Annotated in this window: 18 protein-coding genes; 9 read left to right on the forward strand and 9 right to left on the reverse strand. The window is 73.1% G+C overall.

Going from position 1 to position 22,717, the window contains the following annotated elements:
* Window positions 1–9: 9 nt before the first annotated feature.
* From WMF45_RS03220 to WMF45_RS03230, 3 genes are all read right to left on the reverse strand, one after another.
* A complete protein-coding gene (locus tag WMF45_RS03220) occupies window positions 10–936 on the reverse strand; it encodes a glutamate--tRNA ligase family protein (protein WP_437715494.1) in 927 nt (308 codons plus the stop codon).
* A gap of 67 nt (window positions 937–1,003) precedes the next feature.
* The gene (locus tag WMF45_RS03225; RefSeq protein WP_437715495.1) at window positions 1,004–2,800 is read right to left on the reverse strand and encodes a glutamate--tRNA ligase; all 1,797 of its coding nucleotides are present in this window, start codon (window positions 2,798–2,800) and stop codon (window positions 1,004–1,006) included.
* A 139-nt stretch (window positions 2,801–2,939) separates the two neighbouring features.
* On the reverse strand, window positions 2,940–4,694 hold the full coding sequence (locus tag WMF45_RS03230) for an adenylate/guanylate cyclase domain-containing protein (RefSeq protein ID WP_437715496.1): 1,755 nt from the start codon (window positions 4,692–4,694) through the stop codon (window positions 2,940–2,942).
* A 436-nt stretch (window positions 4,695–5,130) separates the two neighbouring features.
* Here WMF45_RS03230 and WMF45_RS03235 point away from each other — a divergent pair, with 436 nt between their 5' ends.
* Window positions 5,131–5,850 (forward strand): hypothetical protein, encoded by a 720-nt coding sequence (locus tag WMF45_RS03235; RefSeq protein WP_437715497.1) that lies wholly within the window; start codon window positions 5,131–5,133, stop codon window positions 5,848–5,850.
* 186 nt (window positions 5,851–6,036) lie between these two features.
* Here WMF45_RS03235 and WMF45_RS03240 read toward each other — a convergent pair whose 3' ends face one another.
* Both WMF45_RS03240 and WMF45_RS03245 read right to left on the reverse strand, forming a co-directional pair.
* The gene (locus WMF45_RS03240; protein ID WP_437715498.1) at window positions 6,037–6,417 is read right to left on the reverse strand and encodes an Hsp20/alpha crystallin family protein; all 381 of its coding nucleotides are present in this window, start codon (window positions 6,415–6,417) and stop codon (window positions 6,037–6,039) included.
* 92 nt (window positions 6,418–6,509) lie between these two features.
* Window positions 6,510–6,974 carry an Hsp20/alpha crystallin family protein gene (locus WMF45_RS03245; protein WP_437715499.1) on the reverse strand — a complete coding sequence of 155 codons (465 nt, stop codon included), beginning with the start codon at window positions 6,972–6,974 and terminating at the stop codon, window positions 6,510–6,512.
* 438 nt (window positions 6,975–7,412) lie between these two features.
* Between WMF45_RS03245 and WMF45_RS03250 the strand changes: the two genes are divergently transcribed.
* Window positions 7,413–7,994, forward strand: a complete 582-nt coding sequence (locus WMF45_RS03250; protein ID WP_437715500.1) for a YtfJ family protein — start codon at window positions 7,413–7,415, stop codon at window positions 7,992–7,994.
* Window positions 7,995–8,028: 34 nt separating this feature from the next.
* Here the strand turns inward: WMF45_RS03250 and WMF45_RS03255 are convergent, their stop codons facing one another.
* Window positions 8,029–8,943: a MerR family transcriptional regulator gene (locus WMF45_RS03255; RefSeq protein ID WP_437715501.1), complete on the reverse strand. Its 915-nt coding sequence runs from the start codon at window positions 8,941–8,943 to the stop codon at window positions 8,029–8,031.
* Between the two features lie 173 nt (window positions 8,944–9,116).
* Between WMF45_RS03255 and crtI the strand changes: the two genes are divergently transcribed.
* The 3 genes from crtI to WMF45_RS03270 all read left to right on the forward strand — a co-directional run bounded on the left by crtI (window position 9,117) and on the right by WMF45_RS03270 (window position 13,206).
* The gene (gene crtI, locus WMF45_RS03260; RefSeq protein WP_437715502.1) at window positions 9,117–10,724 is read left to right on the forward strand and encodes a phytoene desaturase family protein; all 1,608 of its coding nucleotides are present in this window, start codon (window positions 9,117–9,119) and stop codon (window positions 10,722–10,724) included.
* Entirely contained in the window at window positions 10,705–11,661 is a 957-nt protein-coding gene (locus WMF45_RS03265) for a phytoene/squalene synthase family protein (RefSeq protein ID WP_437297667.1), read from the forward strand. Before crtI ends, WMF45_RS03265 begins: the two co-directional genes overlap by 20 nt.
* 66 nt (window positions 11,662–11,727) lie before the next feature.
* On the forward strand, window positions 11,728–13,206 hold the full coding sequence (locus WMF45_RS03270; protein WP_437715503.1) for a lycopene cyclase: 1,479 nt from the start codon (window positions 11,728–11,730) through the stop codon (window positions 13,204–13,206).
* Window positions 13,207–13,230: 24 nt separating this feature from the next.
* Here WMF45_RS03270 and WMF45_RS03275 read toward each other — a convergent pair whose 3' ends face one another.
* Genes WMF45_RS03275 through crtD form a run of 3 tightly spaced genes read right to left on the reverse strand, consistent with a single transcriptional unit; the run spans window position 13,231 to window position 16,171 of the window.
* Window positions 13,231–13,722: a beta-carotene hydroxylase gene (locus WMF45_RS03275; protein ID WP_437715504.1), complete on the reverse strand. Its 492-nt coding sequence runs from the start codon at window positions 13,720–13,722 to the stop codon at window positions 13,231–13,233.
* Complete coding sequence (locus WMF45_RS03280; RefSeq protein WP_437715505.1) at window positions 13,719–14,603, reverse strand: carotenoid 1,2-hydratase; 885 nt, start codon at window positions 14,601–14,603, stop codon at window positions 13,719–13,721. The genes WMF45_RS03275 and WMF45_RS03280 overlap by 4 nt, the downstream gene beginning before the upstream one ends.
* Window positions 14,600–16,171, reverse strand: a complete 1,572-nt coding sequence (crtD, locus tag WMF45_RS03285; RefSeq protein WP_437715506.1) for a 1-hydroxycarotenoid 3,4-desaturase CrtD — start codon at window positions 16,169–16,171, stop codon at window positions 14,600–14,602. The genes WMF45_RS03280 and crtD overlap by 4 nt, the downstream gene beginning before the upstream one ends.
* A gap of 98 nt (window positions 16,172–16,269) precedes the next feature.
* Between crtD and WMF45_RS03290 the strand changes: the two genes are divergently transcribed.
* The 4 genes from WMF45_RS03290 to WMF45_RS03305 all read left to right on the forward strand — a co-directional run bounded on the left by WMF45_RS03290 (window position 16,270) and on the right by WMF45_RS03305 (window position 22,686).
* Complete coding sequence (locus WMF45_RS03290; protein ID WP_437715507.1) at window positions 16,270–17,181, forward strand: polyprenyl synthetase family protein; 912 nt, start codon at window positions 16,270–16,272, stop codon at window positions 17,179–17,181.
* 382 nt (window positions 17,182–17,563) lie between these two features.
* Window positions 17,564–19,318: an acyl-CoA dehydrogenase family protein gene (locus WMF45_RS03295; protein WP_437715508.1), complete on the forward strand. Its 1,755-nt coding sequence runs from the start codon at window positions 17,564–17,566 to the stop codon at window positions 19,316–19,318.
* 56 nt (window positions 19,319–19,374) lie between these two features.
* Window positions 19,375–20,463: a MaoC family dehydratase gene (locus tag WMF45_RS03300; protein WP_437715509.1), complete on the forward strand. Its 1,089-nt coding sequence runs from the start codon at window positions 19,375–19,377 to the stop codon at window positions 20,461–20,463.
* Window positions 20,464–20,550: 87 nt separating this feature from the next.
* Entirely contained in the window at window positions 20,551–22,686 is a 2,136-nt protein-coding gene (locus tag WMF45_RS03305; protein WP_437715510.1) for an ATP-binding protein, read from the forward strand.
* Window positions 22,687–22,717: the final 31 nt, after the last annotated feature.

Here is a 22,717-nt window from a genome sequence, read left to right on the forward strand (position 1 = left end):
ACACGCCGCTCAGGGCCCGCTCGCCGTCAGCGTGAGCGAGCCGTCGCGGAGGCTCACGACGCGGTCTGCGGTCGCGACGCGCGACCAGTCGAACTCCCGGAGCAGCTCCGCCGGCGTGCACGGATCAGGGCGATCCCGCAGGCCGACGCAGCAGGCGAGCGCGCCGGTGAGCGCGGGCGCGCTCCGGGCGAGCGCCGCGCCGCGCGCCGCGCCGTGCGTCTTCGCCAGCTTGCCGCCGCGCTCCTCCAGCAGGAGCAGGTGGTGCCGGTAGACCGGCGCTGGCAGCCCGAGCAGCGCCTGGAGCGCCGCCTGCGTCGCGGTGCTCGGCGCGATGTCGCGCCCCCGGACGACGCGCGTGACGCCCGCCGCGCCGTCGTCGACCACCACCGCCAGCTGGTAGGAGAAGGCGCCGTCGCGCCGGCGAACCACGGGATCGCCCATCGCGAGCGCGGGCTCCTGCGACAGGTCGAGCCCGCCCTCGTCCAGGGGCCGGAACACGCCGTCCGGCAGCCGCGCCCGGATCGGCTCCACGCTCGCGCGCCACCCGCCGGGCGGCAGCGCGCGGCCGCGCGCGCGGTTGTCGTAGGCGAAGCCGCCGTCCGGGGCGCGCCGGCCGATCGCGCGCACCTCCTCGCGGGTCGCGGAGCAGGGGTACAGCGCGCCGAGCGCCTCGAGCCGGTCCAGCGCCGCCTCGTGGTGCGCCCTCCGCGCGTGCTGCTCGACGCGCTCGTCGAAATCGAGCCCGAGCCACGCGAGATCCTCCTCGATCGCGCGCCCGAACTCGGGCCGGCAGCGGTCGGGATCGAGGTCCTCCAGCCGGAGGACCAGCCGCGCGCCCCGCGACCGCGCGTCCAGCCAGCAGAGCAGCGCCGCGGCGAGCGTGCCGAGGTGGGCGGGCCCGGTGGTCGACGGGGCGAACCGGCACACCTCGCTCATCGCTCTTCCTCCTGCCGCTGCGGGCCGCGCCCTCGTCGCGCGGCCCGCGGGCCCGTCACGCCGCGCCTCAGAGGAAGCGCGCGATGCGCGCCCGCACGCGCGGCTCGCCCAGCACCGCCATGACCTCGGTCAGATCAGGGCTGTTCCTCGTCCCGCAGACCGCGACCCGGAGGAGCATCGAGACGTCGCCGACATGGCCCTTCCACGACTCGGGAGAGGCCTTGTACTGCTTCACCTCGCCGGCGTAGCCCGAGGCCACCGCGATCTGCCGGATCTTCTCGAACCACGCCTCCTTCGAGTCGGCCGGGTCGAACGTGTCGAGCATCTGCCGGAGCAGCGGCTGGCGATCGCCCTCCGGGACGTTCTCGGGGAAGTCGAGCGCGTCGACGCCGCTGTAGAGCTCGTCGTAGAAAAAGAAGAGCTGGGCCCGCAGGTCGGGCCACGTGGTGATGCGCTTGTTCGACTTCTTGCCGCCGCGCTCGATGCCGAGCGCGCGCTTCGTGTACTCCGGATCTCGCTCCATCAGCGCGGCGAGCTCCTTGTCGTGCTCCCTGGCCCAGTCGAGGCCCTGGGCATAGACGTCCTCGGCGCTCATCCGGCTCACGACCGCCTGGCTGACGCTCTTCAGCTTCACCATGTCGCTCAGCGCGCCGCCGGGGGCGAGCTTGTTGAGCTTGAGGGGGAAGGCGGAATAGGGCTTGTCGGGGTTCGCCTTGCGCCAGTCCTCGAACGCGGAGTTGGCGATGTTGAGGAGGTACTCGATGGTGCCTGTCTCGGGGACGCCGATCTCCCGGTAATAGGCGATGTTCGCCTCGGGGTCCTTGCGCTTGCTCAGCTTGCGCCGCGCGTCCGAGACCTTCGTCTCGCCCGTCTCCGGGTCGACCTCTTCCACGCGATCGAGCTTCTGGATGGGCGGGACGTGGGCGTACTCGACCGGCCTGAAGCCGAGCGTGCGGAAGAGCTGCAGGTGGAGCGGCATCGACGAGATCCACTCGTCGCCTCGGATCACGTGCGTCGTGCGCATCAGGTGATCGTCGATCGCGTGGGCGAAGTGGTACGTCGGGATGCCGTCCGACTTGAGGAGGATGGTGTCGAGATCGTTGACGGGCATCGAGATGACGCCCTTCACGCCGTCCTTCCACTCGACGCGGCCGGAGACGTCGTCCGGGGCGCGCAGCCGGAGCACGAACGGGGTGCCGCCCGCGAGCGCCTCCTTCACCCGGGCGAGCGGCGCGTCGCGCCACTTCGCCCACCGGCCGTGGACCCCGGGCTTCACGGTGAGGGCCATCTGCTCCTGCCGGATGGCGTCGAGCTCCTCGACCGTGCAGAAGCAGGGGTAGGCGAAGCCGCGGCGGATGAGATCGATCGCGTAATCCCGGTAGATCTCGACCCGCTCCGTCTGGATATAGGGGCCGTAGCTGCCCTGCTGCACGAACTCGCCTCGCGACGACGGGTCTCCGTCCTTGGCCGGCGCGCGGAGCACGCCCTCCTGAGGGGAGAGATCGAAGCGCGCGAGGGAGTCGACGATGGTGTCGAGCGCGCCGGGGATGGCGCGCTTCACGTCGGTGTCCTCGAGGCGGAGGTAGAAGACGCCCTCGCTCTGGAGCGACAGCCGCTTGTTGATGAGCGACACGAAGATGCCGCCAATGTGCATGAACCCGGTCGGGCTCGGCGCGTAGCGGGTGACCATCGCGCCTTTGGGCAGCGCGCGCCGGGGATAGCGCGCCTCGTACTCCTCGGGCCGCCTGGCCGACGCGGCGGCGTCGCCGAAGAGGAGGCGCACGAGCTCGTCGCGGTCCTCTCCGGGGGCCGGTTCGCGGACGGTGACGGGAAGCGTCGTCTCGTTCGGGGCCTGCTTGTCCATGAGGGCGCGTCGCTCCTGGTCTGACATCGGGCGGGCAGCCATTGCACGCCCGCCTGGCCTTGTCAATCGGCCGGGAGCGCGTCAATCGTGGGTTACGAGCGCGAACGAGCGTGGATCGCGACGCGCGCCGCGCGCCGCGCTACTGCGGTGTGTTCTCGCCGATGAGCCAATAGGTCTTCATCGCGCCCTTGCCCTTGATCGCCACGAGGCCCCGCTCCTCGAGGAGGAAATCTCGCGCGAGCAGGGAATAGCTCGCCTCGCTCACCTGGATCCGGCCGGGCTCTCCGCTCGACTCCATGCGGCTCGCCACGTTCACCGCGTCGCCCCAGAGGTCGTAGCTGAACTTCTTCTTGCCGATCACGCCGGCGATGACAGGCCCCGTGTTGATGCCGATCCTGAGCTGGAACGGCTCGCCGTCGTCGCCGACGAACTGGCGCACGGTGTGCGTCATGGCGATCGCCATCCGCGCGATGGCCCTCGCGTGATCGGGGCGCTGCGCCGGCAGTCCGCCGACGACCATATAGGCGTCTCCTATGGTCTTGATCTTCTCCAGGCCGTGCTGCTCGGCGAGCTGATCGAACGAGGAGAACATCCGGTTGAGCAGGCCGACGAGCTCCGCCGGGGGGAGCCGCGCGGCGAGCGGGGTGAAGCCCGCGATGTCCGCGAAGAGGACGGTCACCTCCTCGAAGTGCTCGGCGATGAGCTGCTCGTGCTCCTTCAGCTGATCGGCGATCGTCCTCGGAAAGATGTTGAGGAGGAGCCGGTCCGAGCGCTCATGAGCTTGCTCGGCCGCCGCCTTCGCCTGCTCGAGCGCCGCCTTCTGCTGGCTCTGCCGCCGCGCGTTCGCCTCCAGGGCCGACAGCATGCCGTTGATCGACCCGGTGAGGCGCGACAGCTCGTCGGTGCCCGGCATCGCGACCCGTGCCGAGAGATCGCCGACGCCGCCGATCTCCGTGACCTCCCGGCTGAGACGGGCGAGCCGGTACAGCACCAGCTTCTCCAGGAGCAGCAGCGTCACGCCGCCGAAGACCAGGCCCACGACAACGGTCACGAGCACGAGATAACGCAATGTGTCATGGCCCATCCTGAGGATGGCCCGGTCGTTGTCCACGCGCACGAGCAGCGCCGGCTTGCCGTCGATGTCGTTGAGGGCGGTGTATCCGGCGATCCGGTCGCTGCCGAGCGGGTGGACGAGGATCGGGTCGCGGTCGGACAGGGCGGCGCGGGCCTCGCGGAAGTCGTCGGGCAGCCGGGGATCGTCGAGGCGGTGCACGGCGAGCGAGAGGCCGGCGGGCTCGGTGAGGCGCTTGATCTCGGCGTCGGTCAAGAAGCGCCCGAACGTGACGGTGCCGGCGACCGGTCCACGGCCGGAGCTGCCGACGCTCGGCTGGGAGCAGAGGAGCATCGGCCCGTCCGGGAGCAGGACGATGCCGCCTCGGACGGCGCTGCCGGGCGCGTCCCGCCCGAAGAGGAGATCGCCGACGCGGAGCCGCTCCGCGATGCCGCGCGGCAGGGGGGCCCAGCTCTTCGTGGCGTGGTCGTAGCCGGTGCTGTACACGGGCTTTCCGTCTGCGCCGGCGAAGACCGCGAGATCGATCCGGGCGATGTCGAAGAGCTGGGCGACGAGGTTCGAGCGAACGAACTCTTGATTACCGTCCTGCACGAACGCGTAGGCGTCATCCCACTGGCTCCAGTCGGTCCAGCGCGCGTTGAAGTCGCTGCTGGCCTGGCGGAAGAGGTTGAGCGCCACCTGCACGGTACGGCGGGTGTCCTGCGCCTCGGCGGCCATCGAGTTGGCGAGGAGCGCCCTCGAGGACACGCCGTACAAGGCAAAGCTGAGCCCGAGCAGCGTGGCGGCGATCGCCAGCAGCGTCTTCGCGCGCAGGGAGAGCAAGGCGTTGAGGGCGGGCTTCAGCGGCGCCGAGACTATCGAAATGCGGGACGGCGCGGAAGCGCGCCGACACCAGCCGGGACGGCGCGGGCCCGCGGCGGGTGGGGGAGGGAGCGCGGCGGCGTGGTGCGGCGGTGCCCCTGGCCCGGTCCCGGCCGCGCTCGCCTGGAGCGGTCTCCGGGGCGGGTCTGGAGGTGAGGTTTCATTCGCGTTCTACGGCGGCACGCGAGGCATCGAGTTCCAGATGTGTATCGTGGACGTTCCCGCCCTTCGCTCCGGTCCGAGTCATCATCGATTTTGCGGAAATTCAGGTCCGTAGTGATGAAAACAACTTGAACGGTTGCCGCCGTTTCCGGCGGTGATGAACGACGCTACGGTATCTCACGTTGCCTCGTGGCTTCCTTGGACCGCTGTCGCGAGAGCAGATAGAATGCGTGCAATGCACACGCCCGGCCGGCTGCTTGTCATTCCTGCGGTCCTTCTCACCCTCGCCGCGTGCGCCAACGGCACCGACGATCTGCTGCCCGGCTATTACGAGGAGCAGGCCGGCGGCGGCGGACTCGGCGGTGATGGCGGCGCCGGAGGGGAAGACCTGTCCGTGAGCTCGAGTTCTAGCTCGAGCGTGAGCGTCGGCTCCACCGGGGTCGGCGGCGATGGGGGCGAGGGCGGCGACGTCGGGAGCAATGAAGGCGACGGGGGCGCCGGTAGTGGTGGAGCGGTGGCCGAGTGCGACTATGCGGCGCCCAATACCTGCACGGGAGCAGAGGCTCTCGGTAGTATCTCGGGCGACGTCGATGCTGATTCGATGACGGTGACGGGGACCACGTCGAAGTGGTTCAAGATCCTGATCGTCGACAATGCAGATGAGGCCAGCTCCGAGCACTTCCGTGCCACGCTCGAGTCTCCGCCGGGGATGAACTTCGATTTGATCGCTTATCAAGGAGAAATCGAAGTTGATGCACCGAATTGCTTTGCGTCCGGCGTCAGAGGGCAGGGCACGCCCGAATCATTTTACGTGACGTGGAACGACCGTTTCGCCGATCCCGATGAGCTCTGGTTTATCCTCGAGGTGCGGCATGTGGAGGGTACCGCGTGCGGCGAGGACGCGAAGTGGACGCTGACGCTCCTCGGCAACAATGCGGCGTTGATAGAGCCTTGAGCCTGCACGCGCAGCCCGCAGGCTGGTCACCGGCACATGAGAGCTCCTTGAGCCTGTGCGCTCCACACATCAGCGCCGGCTCACCTCCCCGGAGCGCGCGAAAGGCACCGCGCGCCGCCCCGACGCCGCCCCGGAGGGGGCCGTCGGTGATCGGCAACACGGTGCCTGGACACCGGGCACACCGCCTCAGCTCGCGCTGATCGGGATCTGACGCGGCTTGAGAGACGCGCTCTTCGGCAGGTGGATCCGCAGGACGCCCGCCCGGAGATCCGCGGAGATCTTCTCGGAATCGATGCCCTGCGGGACCACGAAGCTGCGGCGGAAGTCCGGCAGGCCCTCCACGCCCCGCTCCCGCTCGGCCGCCTCGGTCCGCCGGCCCTCGAAGGTGAGCTCCCCCTTCTCCACACGGACGGCCAGGCGATCCTGCGTCACGCCCGGGAGATCGGCCACGACCAGGAGCTCCTCGGCGCTCTCGTAGATGTCGACCGCCGGCGCCACGGCGGGGCGCTGCTGGATCTTCTCGGGGTTGCTCTCGGCACGGTGGGTCAAGCTGCGATCGGTGCTCATGTTCATCGCTCCTTCCTCGGTACACGCCAGATCCGCTCGTCGCTGGATCGTCGCTCTCCTCTTCTTCGTTCGCTCTTCAGTTCCCGGCTCCCTCAGCGCGCCGTCACCGCGATCTGGCGCGGCTGCGCCTCGGCGGCCTTGTTCAGCGTGAGCGTCAGAACGCCGTTCTTCAGGACCGCGGTCGTCTTCTCCGGATCGACCTTGCTCGGCAAGGTGAAGCTCCGGCTGAAGCGCACCGCGCCCCGCTCCTTGCGGTGGACGAGGTAGCCCTCCGGCGCATCCGACTTGCGCTCGCCGCTCACCGTCAGGACGTCCTGATTCAGCGAGATCTGGACATCCTTCTCCGTCAGACCCGGAACATCGGCCTTGACGACAAGGGCGCTCCCCGTGTCGAACAGGTAGACGCGCGGACCCCCCGCGTACCGGGACGTCTGGTCGAAGTCGCCGCGGAGCGACGCGCGGGGCGCGTCCGCCTCCTCGAACACCCAGTCCAGGCGCCGGCGAAGCTCATCCATCATGGCAAACGCGCGATCGAAATCCGTGGTTCGGTGCAGCATGGTCAATCCTCCATGACCGCCGCGCGCGGCGCGCGCCGGGGCTCCGCCCGCGGCGCCGTCAACCTGCTCGCGACGGCCGATTTGTTGTAGCGTTACGGGACCTTGGCTCCGAGAGCCGGTCTCTTCGCACCGCCCAATCTTTGCACGGCACGTGGGGTGTCAAGAGCACGGCGCGCCGTCGTCCCCCCGAGGCAGATCGGCGGGAGCAGCAGTGGCGACCGGACTCGTCAGACCGAAGGGAAAGGCAGGGAAAGGCAGGCGAGCGCGACCTCTCCGGCTCCCCGGAGCGGCTCCATGCACCTCCCGCCGGCAAGCGCCCCGGAGGCCGAGCCACGCCAGCGCAGGCCGCCGGCGGAGCCAGCCACGCCGGCGCCCGGTGGAGCCTGCCGCCTCGAACACCCTGGGAGCGCATCCGGGAAAGCGCTAGAAACCCAGGACATGCAGCCCTGCCCTCCCGCCTTCCGCCGCCGCGGCGTCCTTGCCGCCCGCCTCCGCTCCGTCTCCTCTGCGGCGGCGCTGTCTCTGGCGCTCATCTCGGGCGCCGCGCTGGCGCTGCCGTCGGAGGGGGACCGGGCGCCGAACGCGCGCGTCGAGGACGCGGACGGCCGCGAGCTCCGGCTCAAGGCGCTTCAAGGCAAGCCGATCCTCATCGTCTACGAGGACAAGGACTCGAAGACCCAGAACCAGGCGCTCAAGGACGCGCTGGCGAAGCTCACGAAAGGCGACCGCTACCGGCGAGGCATCGCCGTCACCGCGATCGCCGACGTCAGCTCCTACGACTTCTGGCCGGCGAAAGGCTTCGTGAAGGACGCCATCCGGGAGGAGTCGAGGAAGGTCGGCGGGACCGTCTATTGCGACTGGGACGGCTCCTTCCGCACGGCCTACAAGCTCCGCCGCGGCGTCAGCAACGTCGTCGTGGTCGGCAAGAACGGCCACGTGCTCTTCGCGGCCGAAGGCGCCCTCAAGCCGGAGTCGCAGAGCAGGGTCCTCGAGCTGCTCCGCAAGGAAGTCGAGGGCTGACCGCAGCGGACGCCCCGGCCGGCAGGGCGCGCGCTCAGCGCCCGTCCCTGCGGCGCCGCCGCGCGTGCAGCGCGGACTCGATCTGCGCGCGGATCTCCGCCGCCTCCGCGGCCGCCACGAGGCCGCCGCGCGCCTCGATGAAGGGCCGGAGCGCCCCGGCGCCCGCGCCGCCCACGATCCACGGCACGCCACGGCACGCGTCCGCGTAGGCGTCGATGAGCTCGCGCGCCGACGGCGGGAGCGGCGGGATCGCGACCGTCAGCGCGACGAGGTCCGGCGCGAGCGCCTCGACCGCCCGCGCGATCGCGGCGGGCGGCGTCCTCGCGCCGAGCACGACGGAGCGGAAGCCCCACGAGCAGAAGCGCAGGCCGATGCCGAACAGCCCGAGCACGTGATCCTCGTCGGCGAAGGCCGCGAGCAGCACGCGCCGCCCGCTCTCGCCAGGCTGCGCGAGCCGCAAGAGGTGCAGCAGCGTCGCGCCGAGGATCTGCGAGGCGAGGTGCTCCTGCGCGACCGTGATCTTCCCCGAGAGCCAGAGATCGCCGATGCGCTCGAGCGCCGGGCCGAGCGCGCGCTCGAAGATCGTCACCGACGGGCCGAGCGAGAGGGCCCGGTTCACCTCGGCCTCGAGGCCGTCCGGATCGAACCGGACCGCGGCGTCGACGATGCGCTCGCTCGCCCCGGCGAACGCGTCGCCGCCGCTCGTGCCCACCGGCGCGCGCGGCCCCGCGGCCTCGAGCACCATGCGCGCCGCCTCGGCCGCGGCGATCCCGCCGTTCACGTGGTCGCGCATCTTCTTGATCACCGCCACATCGTCGTCGCTGTACAGGCGATACGCCGACGCCGTGCGGGCGGGCGACGGCACGCCATAGCGGCGCTCCCACGCGCGCAGCGTCGCCGAGGACACGCCACACATCTCCGAGACGACATGGATTCTGTAGCGGCTCAACTGGATACACCTTGCTAGGACCCGCCGAGCCGAGGCCGTCCGCGCCGGTCCGGCGCACCGGGATGCATCGGAACGGCGGGCAGCGAGGCCCAGAAAGACCCGCTCCTGCCGACGTCTTTCGCCTTCGTCATTCGCCTTTGTCAAAGGCTAGGACAAACATTATACTGAGCGTCATGCAAAACACCAGCGCTTCGGCGCAGGATCCGGCGCATCCGGCCAGGCCTGACGCCTCGCCGTGCGACGAGGTGGCCGCTCCCCCGCGAGCGGCGCGAGCGGGCGGCGTCCTCCGTGGAGCGCGCGCGCCGCGCGCCGTCGTGATCGGCAGCGGCTTCGGGGGCCTCGCGGCGGCCGTGCGGCTCGGGGTGCGGGGCTACGACGTCACGGTGGTCGAGAAGCTCGACGCGCCGGGCGGGCGCGCGTACGTCCACCGCCAGGACGGGTTCACCTTCGACGCGGGGCCGACCGTCATCACGGCGCCGTTCCTCCTGGAAGAGCTCTGGCAGCTCTGCGGCCGGAACATGGCCGACGACATCGACATGCGGCCCGTGACGCCGTTCTACCGGATCCGGTTCCACGACGGCGCGACGTTCGATTACACGGGCGACGCCGCCGCGATGCGCGCCGAGGTCGCGCGCCTGTCACCCGGGGACGTCGAGGGGTACGAGCGCTTCGTCCGGCGGAGCGAGGAGATCTTCCGCGTCGGGTTCGAGGAGCTCGCGCACGTGCCGTTCGGGTCGTGGATCGACATGGCGCGCATCGTGCCGGACATGATGCGGCTCGAGAGCTACCGCACGGTGTACGGCCTCGTCGCGAAGCACGTGAAGGACGACCGCCTGCGCCAGGTGCTGAGCTTCCACCCGCTGCTCGTCGGCGGGAACCCGTTCTCGACGACCTCGATCTACAGCCTGATCGCGTTCCTCGAGCGCAACTGGGGCGTCCACTTCCCGATCGGCGGCACGGGCGCGCTGGTGAAGGGGCTCGTGTCGCTCATCGAGGGCCTCGGCGGCTCCGTGCGATGCGGCGCCGAGGTGCGGCGCATCTCCGTGGAGGGCGGCCGCGCCCGGGGCGTGGAGCTCGCGTCGGGCGAGCGGCTCGCCGCCGACGTCGTCGTCTCGAACGCGGACTCGGCGTGGACCTACCGGCACCTCGTGCCCCCCGAGGCGCGGAAGCGCTGGACCGACCGGCGCATCGAGCGGCAGCGCTACTCGATGAGCCTCTTCGTGTGGTACTTCGGCACGCGCCGGCAGTACCCGGACGTCGCTCACCACACGATCCTCCTCGGCCCGCGGTACAGGCCGCTGCTCGAGGACATCTTCGAGAAGCACGTGCTCGCCGACGACTTCAGCCTGTACCTGCACCGCCCGACCGCGACCGATCCGGCGCTCGCCCCGCCCGGCTGCGACGCGTTCTACGTGCTGTCCCCGGTGCCGAACCTGCTCAGCGGCACCCACTGGCCCACGGCCCAGGAGCGGTACCGGCGCTCGATCTCGGCGCTGCTCGAGGCGACGGTCCTGCCGGGGCTCGAGGGCGCGCTCGCGAGCTCGCGGCTCCTCACGCCGCAGGACTTCCAGGACCGGCTGCTGTCGTTCCGGGGCGCGGCGTTCGGGCCGGAGCCGGTGCTCACGCAGAGCGCCTTCTTCCGGCCCCACAACGCGAGCGAGGACGTCGAGCGCCTCTACCTCGTCGGGGCAGGCACGCACCCGGGCGCCGGTCTGCCCGGGGTGCTCTCGTCGGCCCGCGTGCTGGATCAGGTGGTCCCGGATGCATCGAAGCTCGCCTGAGGCGTCGGCGGCGGACTTCGCCGCGTGCAGGGACCTCCTGCGCAAGGGGTCGAAGAGCTTCGCCGCGGCGGCGCTCCTCCTGCCCGCGCGCGTGAGGGAGCCGGCGGCGGCGTTCTACGCGTTCTGCAGGGTCGCCGACGACGCGGTCGACGAGCTCGGGGAGCACGCGCCGCCGTCCGCGGCCGCGGCCGCCGTCGCGGCGCTGCGGGAGCGGCTCGCGCGCGCCGCGGCGGGCAGGCCGGACGACAGCCCGGTCGATCGCGCGCTCGCCCACGTGATGGCGGAGCACGGGCTGCCGCGCGCGTTCATCGAGGCGCTGCTCGAGGGGTTCGCGTGGGACGCGGAGGGGCGCCGCTACGAGACGCTGTCGGACCTGAACGCCTACGCGGCGCGCGTCGCGGGCACCGTGGGCGCGACGATGTCGACGCTCATGGGGGCGCGGGGGCCCGACGCGCTCGCGCGGGCGTGCGACCTGGGCGTCGCCATGCAGCTCACGAACATCGCGCGCGACGTCGGCGAGGACGCGCGGCGCGGGCGGATCTACCTGCCGCTCGCCTGGATGCGGGAGGCGGGGATCGCGCCGGACGGGTGGCTCGCGCGGCCGGTGTTCGACGACCGGCTGGGGCGGCTCGTGGCGCGGCTGCTCGCCGAGGCGGAGGTGCTCTACCTCCGCGCGGGCGCCGGCATCCCGATGCTGCCGCGCGACTGCCGCCCCGCGATCCAGGCGGCGCGGCTCATCTACGCCGACATCGGGCGGGTCATCGCGCGCCGCGGCTTCGACTCGGTGTCGACGCGCGCGGTGGTGTCGCCGGGCCGCAAGGCGTGGCTCGTGCTGCGGGCGCTGCTCCGCAGGTCCGTCGCGCCCGCGGAGGCCCGGGAGCACGGCGCGGCGCCGCCGCTCGACGAGGTCCGCTTCCTGCTGGAGGCGGCGCGATGAGCGGCGGCGCGAGCGGCGCGACACGCGCTCTGGAGGCGGCGCGATGAGCGCCCTGGTGGGAGCGCGATGAGCGCCGGCGGCGCGCCGGGCTCAGCCGAGCGGGAGCTCGACGCGGCGCGGGGGCGCGTGCGTGAGGCGGGCGGCGAGGCGCTGCTCGCGCGCCTCGAGCACCTCGACGCGGTGCGGGCCGCCCCGGCGCCTCGGCCGGGACCCTCGCCGCGGCCGCCGGATCGGGGCGCGACCGCCGATTACGACGTGGTCGTCGCGGGCGGCGGGCTGTCGCTCCTGCTCGCGCCGCTGCTCGCGTCGGCCGGGCTGCGCGTCGCGGTGCTCGACCGGGCGCGGATCGGCGCTGCGCACCGGGAGTGGAACGCCGGGACGGCCGAGGTGGCCGCGCTGTCGGCGTCGGGGATCTTCACGGGGGGCGAGATCGAGCGGCTCGTCATCGCCCGCTACGTCGAGGGGCTCTGCCGCTGGCACGGCGGCGGGACGTACCCGGTGCGCGGCGTGCTCGACCACGCCATCGACGCGGGGGGGCTGCTCGCCGCGGCGCGGGCCCGGGCCGAGGCGCTGGGGGTGACGCTGCTCGACGGGCACGCGCTCCTCGGGCACGCGGAGGGGCCGGACGCGGTCGCGCTCGCCGTGGCCGAGGCGCAGCCGGGCGCCGCGCCGTGCGCGCTGTCCGCGCGGCTCCTCGTCGACGCGCGCGGCGCGGCGAGCCCCTACGCGACAGCGGACCTCCTCTGTCCGACCGTCGGCGGCGTGCTCACGGGGCTCTCGGAGGGCGACGGGGCGCGGCGGATCCGGCCGGACGTCGGCGAGATCCTCGCCACGACGGAGGACGTCGAGGAGGGCAGGCAGCACCTCTGGGAGGCGTTCCCGGGGCGGCCGGGCGAGACGACGGTCTACCTCTTCTATTACGCGCGCTCCGGGGACGTCGGCCCCGGCGCGCTCCTGTCGCTCTACGCGCGGTTCTTCCGGCTCCTGTCGCGCTACAAGGAGGGCGACGCGCGCCTCGTCCGCCCGACGTTCGGCTTCATCCCCGGCTGGTCGCGGCTGTCGGCCGCGCCGCGCGCGCCGGGGCGCCGGGTGCGGCTCGTGGGGGACGCGGCGGCGCGGCACTCGCCGCTGACGTTCTGCGGCTTCGGCGCGAACGTGCGCGAGCTCGCGGCGACGGCCGCCGATCTGGCGCGGGCCGTCCGGGAGCCGGGCGCGCGTCACACGTCGGCCACGGCGCGCGACGCGCCTGTGCACTCGGGCACCGGCGCGCTCGCGGCTCTCATGGCGAAGCCCCCCGGCGGGGCGAGGGCAGGGGAGATGAACGCGCTCCTCGACACGGCCTTCGCCGTGCTCCACGCGATGGGCAACGACGCGTACGCGGCGCTGCTGCGCGACGAGATGCAGCCGGCCGATTTCGTGAGGTTCTTGCGGGAGACGGCGGCGCGGCGGCCCGAGGTGTACCGCGAGGTCGTGAGCGCGCTGCCGCTCCGGGCCATCGGCCGCTGGGGAGCGGGGCTCGCGCGGGAGCTCTACCGCGCCCGGTGAAGGTCTACCGCGCCCGGTGAAGGTCTACCGCGCCCGCTGCGCGGAGCGCTGGGCGCGGCCTCCCGCGACGGCGCGCCGCGCGAGGACGAGGGGCCCGAGGAACAGGCCGTACGGGGGGCCGCCGGTGCCGTGGTGGACGCGGTGCGCGTCGCGGACGCGCGCGAGGTACGGGATGCGCGCGAGGCCCGAGACAGGGAGCCGCCCGTGGACGAGCCCGTCGTGGACCAGGACGTAGGCGAGGCCGAAGGCGGTCATGCCGAGGCCGAAGCCGAAGGCGGCCTCGCGCAGCGGCCCCGGCGCGCCCCAGCTGCCGTACATGATGAGCCCGGCGGCGATCGGGGCGTGGAGGAACGCGAGCGCGTCGTTCTGCTCGAAGGCGCCGCGCCGCTTCGTGTGGTGGGTGCGGTGGATGCGCCAGAGCGCGTGGTGCCAGACCTTGCCGTGGAGGAGCGCGGCCCACACCTCCATGGTCGCGAAGGCGGCGAGCGCCGTGCCGATCCAGATCGCGAGCGTCATCGCGCCCTCCTCATGCGGAACGGCAGGAGGAGCTGCACCCAGGGGCTGGCGAAGCGGTCGAGCGAGAGGGCCTCGTGGACGACCGTCGCCGGCTTGCCGCCGAACGTCGCGGCCGCGATGGAGCGCGCGTAGAACGGCGTGTCCTCGAGGGTGCGGAGGAGCCGCGGCGCGGACCCCGGGTCGGCGGCGATCTCCCGCGCCAGGCCCCAGCGCGTGTCGCCGAGCGGCCGCGGGGCGAGCGGCGGGAGCTCGCGCGCGCCGCCCGCCGCGTCGAACGCGGGCGAGAGGAGCATGCGCGTGCCGTCGCGGCGCCGGACGTCGTAGGTAAGGGCGATCCCGTCCGATCCGAGCGCGCGCGACCAGGTCCAGCGCTCGAAGGCGTGGCCGAGCGGCTCGTCGCCGGCGTTCGTGTCGAGGTAGGCGCTGCCCGAGAAGCGCAGCGAGGGGTGCGCGAGCTCGACCTCGGCCCGCGCGATCGGCGCGATGGGCGTCCAGCGGTGGAGCCCCCGCCCGTCCAGGGCGACGCCGTCGTGCGCGCCGTCCGCCGCGGGCCCGGGCGCGGACGGGCGGAGGCGCACCGTCCCCGAGAGCCGGGACGGCAGAGGCGCCGTGATCTCGTCGAAGGAGACGCGGAGCTCACCCCCGGACCACTCCATCTGGCTCGGTCCGATGGCGAGCGACCGCGGCGACCTGGAGATCGCGCTCCGCGGCCGCTCGGTCAGCGCCCAGCGATCGGCGCGCGCGCCGTACAGCGCGACGTTCATCGCGCAGTGCATGAGCGGGTCCGCGGCGCCGCGCGATCGCGCCCTGGCGTAGTACGGCGAGAAGACGCTCCCGAGCATCGCGATGATCGTGATCGCGCTCTGCCCGTCGTCGCTCACCGCGTCCAGGTACCACCAGGCGTAGCCGCCGCTCGGGATCTCGAGGTCGAAGCGAGGTCCTCCATCACGCTCCGCGCCGCGAGCTGGCCGCTCAGCGCCGCCATCGGCACGCCCGCCCCCGGGTGCGCGCTCCCGCCGGCGAAGTACAGGCCCGGGAGCTTCGAGCGCGAGGCCGGGCGCGCGAAGGTCGAGTTCCACCCGTGGGACACCGGCCCGTACAGCGCGCCTCCCGTCGCCGGGAACATCCGCTCGAAGTCCGCCGGCGTCGTCGCCACCGGGGAGACGCCCGTGCTCTTCAGCGAGAGGCCGAACCGCTGCAGTTGCTGGAACACGCGCTGCTCCCATTCGTGGATCTCCGTCGATGAGGGGGTGTGTTTATCACCGGTCGCAGGGGCATTGAGGATGAAGAACAGCCGCTCTCCGCCTCCGTCGGCGCCTGCGCTCGCCCCGACCCCGCCGGGCTCGTGCGCCGGCGCGTCGCCGCGGTCCTCGGCGCAGACGTAGACCGTGGCGTCGCGCGGGAGCTCGGCGCGGTCGAACAGCGCGCGGAACTCGGCCTCGTAGTCGCCGGAGAAGAAGACGTTGTGCCGGAGGAGGGGGAAGCCGCTCACCTCGGCCACGAGCGCCCAGGTGACGGCCGAGAGCGAGCGCGGCTCGCTCCCCGGCGCCTTGCGGGCGGCGCGCTCGCCGAACAGGCCGGCCCGCAGCGCCGCGGGGTCGGCGTTCAGCACGATGGCGTCGGCCTCGATGCGCTCGCCGCCCTCGAGCACGACGCCCGTCGCGCGGCCGCGGCCCTCCTCGATGGCGGCGACGTGCGCGCCGCAGCGCAGCGTCGCCCCGGCGCGGGTCGCCGCTGCAGCGAGCGCCTCGGCGACGCGGCCCATGCCGCCCTCGGGGAGCCAGAGGCCCTCGCGCTCCACGTGCGCGATGACGCTCAGCGTCGCAGGCGCGAGGTACGGCGACGAGCCGCAGTAGGTCGCATAGCGCCCGAACAGCTGCAGGAGGCGCGCGTCCGTGAAGAAGTCGCCGAGCGCGCGGTGGAGGGTGCGGTGCCCGTCGATCTTCATCATCCCGCCGAGGCCCAGGTTGCCCGCCGTGCTCAGGATCGTCTTGAGCGTGGGCCGCTCCGCGCGCATGAACGGCGCCTCCACCACGTCGAAGATCTCGCGCGCGTACCGGCTGAACCGGCGGTACCCGTCCGCCTCCCGCGCCCCCGCGAGCGCGCCGATCGCATCCGCGGCGCGCTCGACGTCCGCGAAGAGGTCGAGCGTCGAGCCGTCCGGCCAGGCGTGGCGCGCGAGCGTCTCGGCCCGGCGGAGCGACACGTGGTCCTCGAAGCGGAGCCCGAGCGACGCGAAGATCTCGTCGAAGACCCACCGCATCGTGAGCACCGTCGGGCCGACGTCGACGCGGCGGTCCCCGAGGACCGCCTGGCGTATCTTTCCGCCGACGCGCGGCGCCCGCTCGAGTAGCACCACGTCGAGCCCGCTCGAAGCAAGGAGCGCGGCCGAGGTCAGACCGCCGATACCCCCGCCGATCACCAGGACGCGATCTCTCCTGTCCGCCATGGTCGGAGTGTACGCGTCGGAGGTGGTTTGTCTATACTTTGTTTAACTAATGTTCAAACTATTGACAAGCCCCTGAGGCTCGCCAAGACTCGCCCCCCATGGATTTCGATCGCCGGATCGAGCGCGTCCTCCTCGCCGCCATCGAGCCGCTCTCCTCGCCCGCGTCGCCGCCCGGGCTCCTGGCCGCGACGCAGCACGCCGTCTTCCCCGGAGGCGCCCGCATCCGTCCGCGGCTCTGCCTGGCCGTCGCTTCGGCGTACGGCGATCCCGCGCCGGAGGCCGCCGACGCCGCGGCGGCGGCGGTGGAGCTCATCCACTGCGCGTCGCTGGTCCACGACGACCTCCCCTGCTTCGACGACGCGCCGATCCGGCGCGGCCGGCCGTCTGTCCACCGGGCCTTCGGCGAGCCGATCGCGGTGCTCGCCGGCGATCAGCTCATCGTGCTCGCCTTCGAGGCGCTCGCGCGCGGCGCCTTCCACGCGATGGCGAGCGGCGTGACGGACGCGCGCAGGGCGGTCCGGTTCTTCGAGGTGCTCGGGGGCGGCGTCGGGATGCCGCAGGGGATCATCGCCGGGCAGGCGTGGGAGTCGGAGGCGAAGGTCCCGCTCTCGGCCTACCGGCGCGCGAAGACAGGCGCGCTCTTCGAGGCGGCGGCGACCCTCGGCGCGCTCTCCGCAGGCCAGGACGGGGCCGCCTGGGGCGATCTCGGGCAACGCATCGGCGAGGCGTACCAGGTCGCGGACGACGTGCTCGACCTGGTCGGGAAGCCGGAGGACATGGGCAAGCCGGCGGGGCGCGACGGGGCGCTCGGGCGCCCCAACACGGCGCTGGAGCTCGGGCTCTCCGGCACGACCCGGCTGCTGCAGCGGCTCATCCAGGACGCGGTCGAGGCGGTGCCGCAGTGCCCGCGGGCGGACGCCGTGCGGTCGTGGGCCGTCGAGCTGGGGGACAGGCTCCTCCGGGTCTGCAGGGGGCCTTCGGCGGCGCTTCCGACCGTGAGCTCCATGTAACGGCTCGGGCGGTCTGACGTACGTCCGAGAGGGGCGGCCGTCGGGGGGACTCGGGACGTCTGAGACTGATGATCGGGAGTGGGGCTGGGTTGTTTGCGCGTCGCGGGACGGAACGCGTGAAGCCGACGTGGACCGACGTGAAGTCGACGTGGACCGACGTGAAGCCGACGTTGAGCAGGTTCAGGGAGGGCCTTAATGCGCTGTCGCCTCGCGATAGTGAGGCTGCGCCCAGGCTCGACGAACGCGGTTTGGGGTGGCATCCTCGGCGGGCCTTTCCGCGTCTGCCGCGGGGAGCGTGGCTGTGGCGCGGTGTAAAGGCGCTGTGTCCTGCGTCCGGTGAAGCGTGGCGTGGGTCATAGTCCGCGAGCGGGGGGATTGGGGGATGAGGGCGATTCGGGAGCAACACGCCACGATCGTTTCTCGAAAGCTCGAGGCCGACAGTCCCGGGGGCATGCGCGAGGCGATCACCTCCGCCGAGCAGCTGGCGCGCGTCGCGCGCGGGCGCCTCCGCGACCGGGTGGTGGACGTCGGGAGCGCGCTCCGGGGCGCGCCGAGGAGCGCGAGCTTCGTCCGGGCGGGCGCCGCCGTGCCGCTGCACGTGTCGCGGATGCTGCTCGATCGACACCAGGTCGCCGCCCACGCGCTCGCCCACCTCTACGCCGAGATCGAGGCCTGCCGCTCGCTCGCGAGCTGGGCCTGCGAGGCGGGCGGGGAGGCCAGGGCGGTCGCCGAGGCGCACGCGGGGGCGCTGCTCCTGTCGCTGCGCGGCGGCGTCGATCTGGGCGGCGGAGAGATCGCGCCGCTCGGCGAGCTCGAGCTCCGCGACGACGAGGTCGCCAAGGCGATCGGCCACCCGGCGGTCGCGGCGTGGGCGCGCGACGCGGGCTCCGGCGTCGCCGTCGCCTCGATCGCGCGCGCGGCCGCCGAGCAGGGCATCCCCGCCAGCGCCGGCGCGGAGGACGAGCGCGTCGGCTGGATCCGGCACAACATGCGCGACTTCGTCGAGCGCCTCGTCGAGCCGCTCGCCCCCGAGATCCACCGCCGCAACGGGCTCATCCCCGAGTCGATCGTCCGCCGCATGGGGCAGTTCGGGGTGTTCCGGCTCGCCACAGCGCCCGAGCACGGGGGCGACGGGCTCGGCGTGGCCGCCATGGCGACCGCCATCGAGGAGCTCGCGCGCGGCTCGCTCGGCTTCGGCGTGCTCACCATGACGGCCTCCATCGCGTCGGACCTGCTCGCCCGATCCGGCACGGACCTCCAGCGCCGGACCTGGCTGTCGCGCATCGCGAACGGCGAGGCGCGCTGCGCCCTCGCGTTCGCGGAGCCGGCGTACGGGTCGGACCTCGCGCGCGTCGTCACGCGCGCCGAGCGCCAGGCCGACGGCAGCTACCTCCTCATCGGAAAGAAGGCGTGGGTCACCGGCGCGTCCCGCGCCGACCTGGTGCTCACCCTCGCGAGGACCACGACGCCGGGAGGACAGGGGCAGCTGCCGCTCGGGCCGAGCCTCTTCGTCATCGCGAAGCGGCGCGGCGCGCCGGGCGCCGACTTCCCGGACGCCGGGATGGCCGGGACCGAGCTGCGGGCGCTCGGGCAGCGCGGCATGGGGCACTACGAGCTCCGGATCGAGGGGCTCCAGATCGGCCGCGAGGCCCTGCTCGGCGAGCGCGAGGGCGAGGGGATCGCCCAGATCCAGCGGGCGCTCGTGATCGGCCGCACCTACGCGGCCGCGTGCGGCGTGGGCGTGGCGCAGGCCGCGCTGGAGCTCGCGCTCGAGCGGGCGAAGACGCGCGTGCAGTTCGGGTCGCAGCTCATCTCCTTCCCGCGCGTGGCGCACCGGCTCGGAGGGCTCATCGCGCGCGTCGCCGCCGCGCGGCAGCTCACGCGCGCCGCGGCGCACGTGGCGGACACGGGGCAGCCGTGCGAGCTCACGTCGGCGATGGCGAAGCTCTTCTCCAGCCGCGTGGCCTGGGACGCGGCCGACGCCTGCATGCAGCTCCACGGGGCGAGCGGCTACGCGGAGAGCTCGACCGCGGCGAGGCTCCTGCTCGACGCCCGCAGCCTCTTCTTCCAGCTGGGCCCGCACGAGGTGCTCGCGCAGGGCATCGCGCGCGCCCTGCTCGAAGGGCCGCTGCCCTGAGGCGCGCGCGCCGTCGTCGTCAGCCGAGCGCGCCTGTGCCATGATCGCGCGGACCGATGGTCCGCGTCCGCTCTCCTCGCTACGGCCGCAAGCTCGACGATTTCACGGTCGGCGCGGTGTATGCCCACCCCTGGGACGTCACCGTGGACGAGGGGATGCTCGCGCTCTTCGCGGCCTCGTTCCAGGACGCGATCCCGACCTACGCCAGCCGCGTCGCGGCCCGGTCGGTGGGGCTCAGGGACAGGCCGGTGAGCCCGCTCTTGCTCCTCAACCTCGGGATCTCCTTCAGCGTGCACGACGTGAGCGAGCAGGCGATCGCGCACCTCGCCTACACCGACGTCCGGTTCCCGGCGGCCTGCTATCCGGGGGACACGCTGCGCGCGAGCTCGCTGGTCATCGGCAAGAAGCCGGTCTCGACGGGGGACAAGGGCGTCGTGCACGTCAGGACCCAGGTGGTGAACCAGGACGGGCTGCTCGTCTGCTCGTTCGAGCGCAAGGCGCTCGTGCCCCCTGGCCGCGTCGCGGAGCGCCCCGCGGACGCGCCGCACGCGGTCGCGCAGCCGGACGCGCAGCCGGGGCGCCTCCCGGAGGAGCTCGACGGCCCGCTGCCGCCGCCGGCGCGCCAGGGCGGCTTCGCCTGCGCGTGGGACGACTTCGAGGTCGGCGACGTGATCACCCACGAGGTCGGCAGGACCATCGGGGACAGCGAGCACATGCAGCTCGCGACCCTCCTGCGCAACTCCCACCCGCTGCACGTGGACGAGCAGTACTCCAGGTCGAGCTCCTTCGCGAAGACGCGCGTCGTCCACGGGGGGCTCGTGCTGTCCTGGGTGCTCGCGCTCTCCAGCCGCGACACGGCCGGGTGCGGCGTCTGGGACCTCGGCCTCGACGAGGGGGCGCACCCGAGCGGCGTGCTCGCGGGCGACACGCTGTTCGCCGCGTCGAAGGTGATCGCCAGGGAAGAGGCCAAGAGCGGCGCCGGGAGCGTCACCTTCCGGATCGTCGGCGTGAAGAACACGCCGCCCCGCGCGCTGATCGAGCAGGGCGCCGACCTGTTCACGCCCGAGCTCGGCAAGGCCGAGGGCAGGGTGAAGGAAAAGGTCGTGGAGATCACGCGAACGCTGCTCCTGCGCCGGCGGAGCTAGCGTGACAAACGGTCCCCGGCGGGCCGCCTGCGGCATACAATGCGCGGCCATGAGCACCGCTCTGCCCCAGCGAGGAACGGGACGGCCATGAACACCGCTGGGAGCCGTGAGCTGGACGCGCTCCGCGCGCGCGTCGCCGAGCTGGAGCGGGAGCTGGCCCACGCCCGTGCGCCAGGTCGGAGCGCCGCCGCGCGAGGCCCGGACGCGCCGGCCAGAGACCCGGGCAGCGCGAGGGGATCCGCCCTCGTCGAGGCGGCGCGGCGGCAGCTCGACGAGGGCGAGCAGGCGGCGCAGATGGGCAACTGGCTCTGGGAGCTCGGCCAGAGCAGCACCACCTGGTCGCGGCAGCTCTTCCGGATCCTGGGCCGCGATCCCGAGACGGACACGCCCTCGACGGAGACCTTCCTCGAGGCCGTCCACCCCGACGACCGGGAGCGGCTGCAAGCCCTCCTGGTGCTGGCGAACGAGACAGGCGAGGGGGCGGGCGCGATCGCGTTCCGCGTGCGCCACCGGGATGGAACGGTGCGGGAGTGCCTGCTGAGCAGCCTGCCCCTCGTCGAGGGCGCGGGGCCGCCGTCGCGCTACTTCGGCGCGGTCGTCGATCTCACCGAGCGCCGCCGCGCCGAGCAGGAGCTCCGCCGCAGCGAGCGCATGCTGAAGGAGGCGCAGCGCATCGCCCACGTGGGCAGCTGGTCCTACGACATCGCGTCGCGGACGATCCGCTGGTCCGAGGAGCTCTACCACATCCTCGGCGTCGATCCCTCGGTGCGCCCGACGTTCGAGCTCCTCGCGGGCCTCATCCACCCCGAGGATCGCCACCGGGTCTTCGGCGGCGCGGAGACCGCGTCGCCGCTCGGCATCGCGAGCCCCGTCGAGTGCCGCGTCGTGCGCCCGTCCAGCGGGGAGCTGCGCCACGTGCAGATGGCGGCGCAGCTGGTCACGGACGACGCCGGGACGATCACCGGGCTGGTCGGCACGAGCCTCGACATCACCGAGCGCCGGCGCCTCGAGGAGCAGCTCCTGCACAGCCAGAAGCTCGAGGCGATCGGGCGCCTCGCCGGCGGGGTCGCGCACGACTTCAACAACATGCTCACCGCGATCTTCGGGCACAGGGAGCTCGCGGTGCGCAAGGTGCCGGCGGCGTCGCCCGTCGCCGAGCACCTCACGCAGATCGGCACCGCCGCGGAGCGGGCCGCGGCGCTCACGCGGCAGCTGCTCGCCTTCGCGCGCAAGCAGCTGATCCAGCCGACCGTGGTCGACCCGAACGCGCTGATCTTGGGGGTCGAGCCGCTCCTCCGCCCGCTCGTGGGCGAGGACGTGGAGCTCGTCGTGCTGCCGGGGAGCCAGATCTGGCCCATCCACATCGATCGGGGGCAGTTCGAGCAGCTGCTCATGAACCTGGCCGTGAACGCGCGCGACGCGATGCCCGGCGGGGGCCGCCTGGTGATCGAGACCGCGAACAGGGCGCTCGGCGCGGGCGACGGAGGGTGGGGGCCAGAGATCGAGCCCGGCGACTACGTGGAGCTCACGGTCACGGACACCGGGCAGGGCATCGACGACGCCGTCCAGCAGTACGTGTTCGAGCCGTTCTTCACGACCAAGGAGCCGGGCAAGGGATCGGGCCTCGGGCTCGCGACGTGCCACGGCATCGTGAAGCAGCACGGCGGCCACATCGGGTTCGCCAGCGCCCCCGGCCAGGGCACGCGCTTCACGATCTGCTTCCCGCGCGTGCGTGGCGTGCCCTGCGAGCAGCCTGTGAGGGCGACCCCGGCCGCCGTCGGGGGCGTGGAGACCGTGCTCGTCGTGGAGGACGAGGCGCAGGTGCGCGAGCTCTGCGTCGCCGCGCTGCGCTCCTTCGGTTACTCGGTCCTCGCGGCGCGGAGCGGCAAGGAGGCGATCGCGCTCGCGGCCGCCTATCCAGGCCCGATCCACCTGCTCGTGAGCGACGTGGTCCTGCCGGACGCGCGCGGCCCCGCGCTCGCGGCGATGCTCGCCCGCGCGCGCGCCCCGCTGCCCGTGCTCTACGCCTCGGGCTACACGGAGGACGCCCTCCTCCAGACCGATCTGCTCGACGGGGTCGCCCACTTCCTCGCCAAGCCGTACACGCCGACGCAGCTCGCGAAGGCGGTGCGCGCCGTGCTCGACGCGTCCGCGCAGGCGCGACGGGCGAAGGGCTCCGGCGGCGCCCCGCCCCCGGCTCCGACCGCCGAGCGCCTGCAGTGAGCGCGCTCGTGCGCCGCGGGAGGCGGGCTCG

The organism is Sorangium sp. So ce448 (genome assembly GCF_051520915.1).
GTDB classification, from domain to species: Bacteria; Myxococcota_A; Polyangia; order Polyangiales; family Polyangiaceae; genus Sorangium; species Sorangium cellulosum_B.

What these genes read in the sequence shown, in the direction of transcription:
- WMF45_RS03300 (WP_437715509.1), top strand. Translation starts at nt 19,375, where the DNA reads ATGGTCCGCGTCCGCTCTCCTCGCTACGGCCGCAAGCTCGACGATTTC.
- WMF45_RS03305 (WP_437715510.1), top strand. Translation starts at nt 20,551, where the DNA reads ATGAACACCGCTGGGAGCCGTGAGCTGGACGCGCTCCGCGCGCGCGTC.
- WMF45_RS03235 (WP_437715497.1), top strand. Translation starts at nt 5,131, where the DNA reads ATGCACACGCCCGGCCGGCTGCTTGTCATTCCTGCGGTCCTTCTCACC.
- WMF45_RS03275 (WP_437715504.1), bottom strand. Translation starts at nt 13,722, where the DNA reads ATGACGCTCGCGATCTGGATCGGCACGGCGCTCGCCGCCTTCGCGACC.
- crtD (WP_437715506.1), bottom strand. Translation starts at nt 16,171, where the DNA reads ATGGCGGACAGGAGAGATCGCGTCCTGGTGATCGGCGGGGGTATCGGC.
- WMF45_RS03295 (WP_437715508.1), top strand. Translation starts at nt 17,564, where the DNA reads ATGAGGGCGATTCGGGAGCAACACGCCACGATCGTTTCTCGAAAGCTC.
- WMF45_RS03220 (WP_437715494.1), bottom strand. Translation starts at nt 936, where the DNA reads ATGAGCGAGGTGTGCCGGTTCGCCCCGTCGACCACCGGGCCCGCCCAC.
- WMF45_RS03265 (WP_437297667.1), top strand. Translation starts at nt 10,705, where the DNA reads ATGCATCGAAGCTCGCCTGAGGCGTCGGCGGCGGACTTCGCCGCGTGC.
- WMF45_RS03225 (WP_437715495.1), bottom strand. Translation starts at nt 2,800, where the DNA reads ATGGACAAGCAGGCCCCGAACGAGACGACGCTTCCCGTCACCGTCCGC.
- WMF45_RS03250 (WP_437715500.1), top strand. Translation starts at nt 7,413, where the DNA reads ATGCAGCCCTGCCCTCCCGCCTTCCGCCGCCGCGGCGTCCTTGCCGCC.
- WMF45_RS03245 (WP_437715499.1), bottom strand. Translation starts at nt 6,974, where the DNA reads ATGCTGCACCGAACCACGGATTTCGATCGCGCGTTTGCCATGATGGAT.
- WMF45_RS03240 (WP_437715498.1), bottom strand. Translation starts at nt 6,417, where the DNA reads ATGAGCACCGATCGCAGCTTGACCCACCGTGCCGAGAGCAACCCCGAG.
- crtI (WP_437715502.1), top strand. Translation starts at nt 9,117, where the DNA reads ATGCAAAACACCAGCGCTTCGGCGCAGGATCCGGCGCATCCGGCCAGG.
- WMF45_RS03270 (WP_437715503.1), top strand. Translation starts at nt 11,728, where the DNA reads ATGAGCGCCGGCGGCGCGCCGGGCTCAGCCGAGCGGGAGCTCGACGCG.
- WMF45_RS03290 (WP_437715507.1), top strand. Translation starts at nt 16,270, where the DNA reads ATGGATTTCGATCGCCGGATCGAGCGCGTCCTCCTCGCCGCCATCGAG.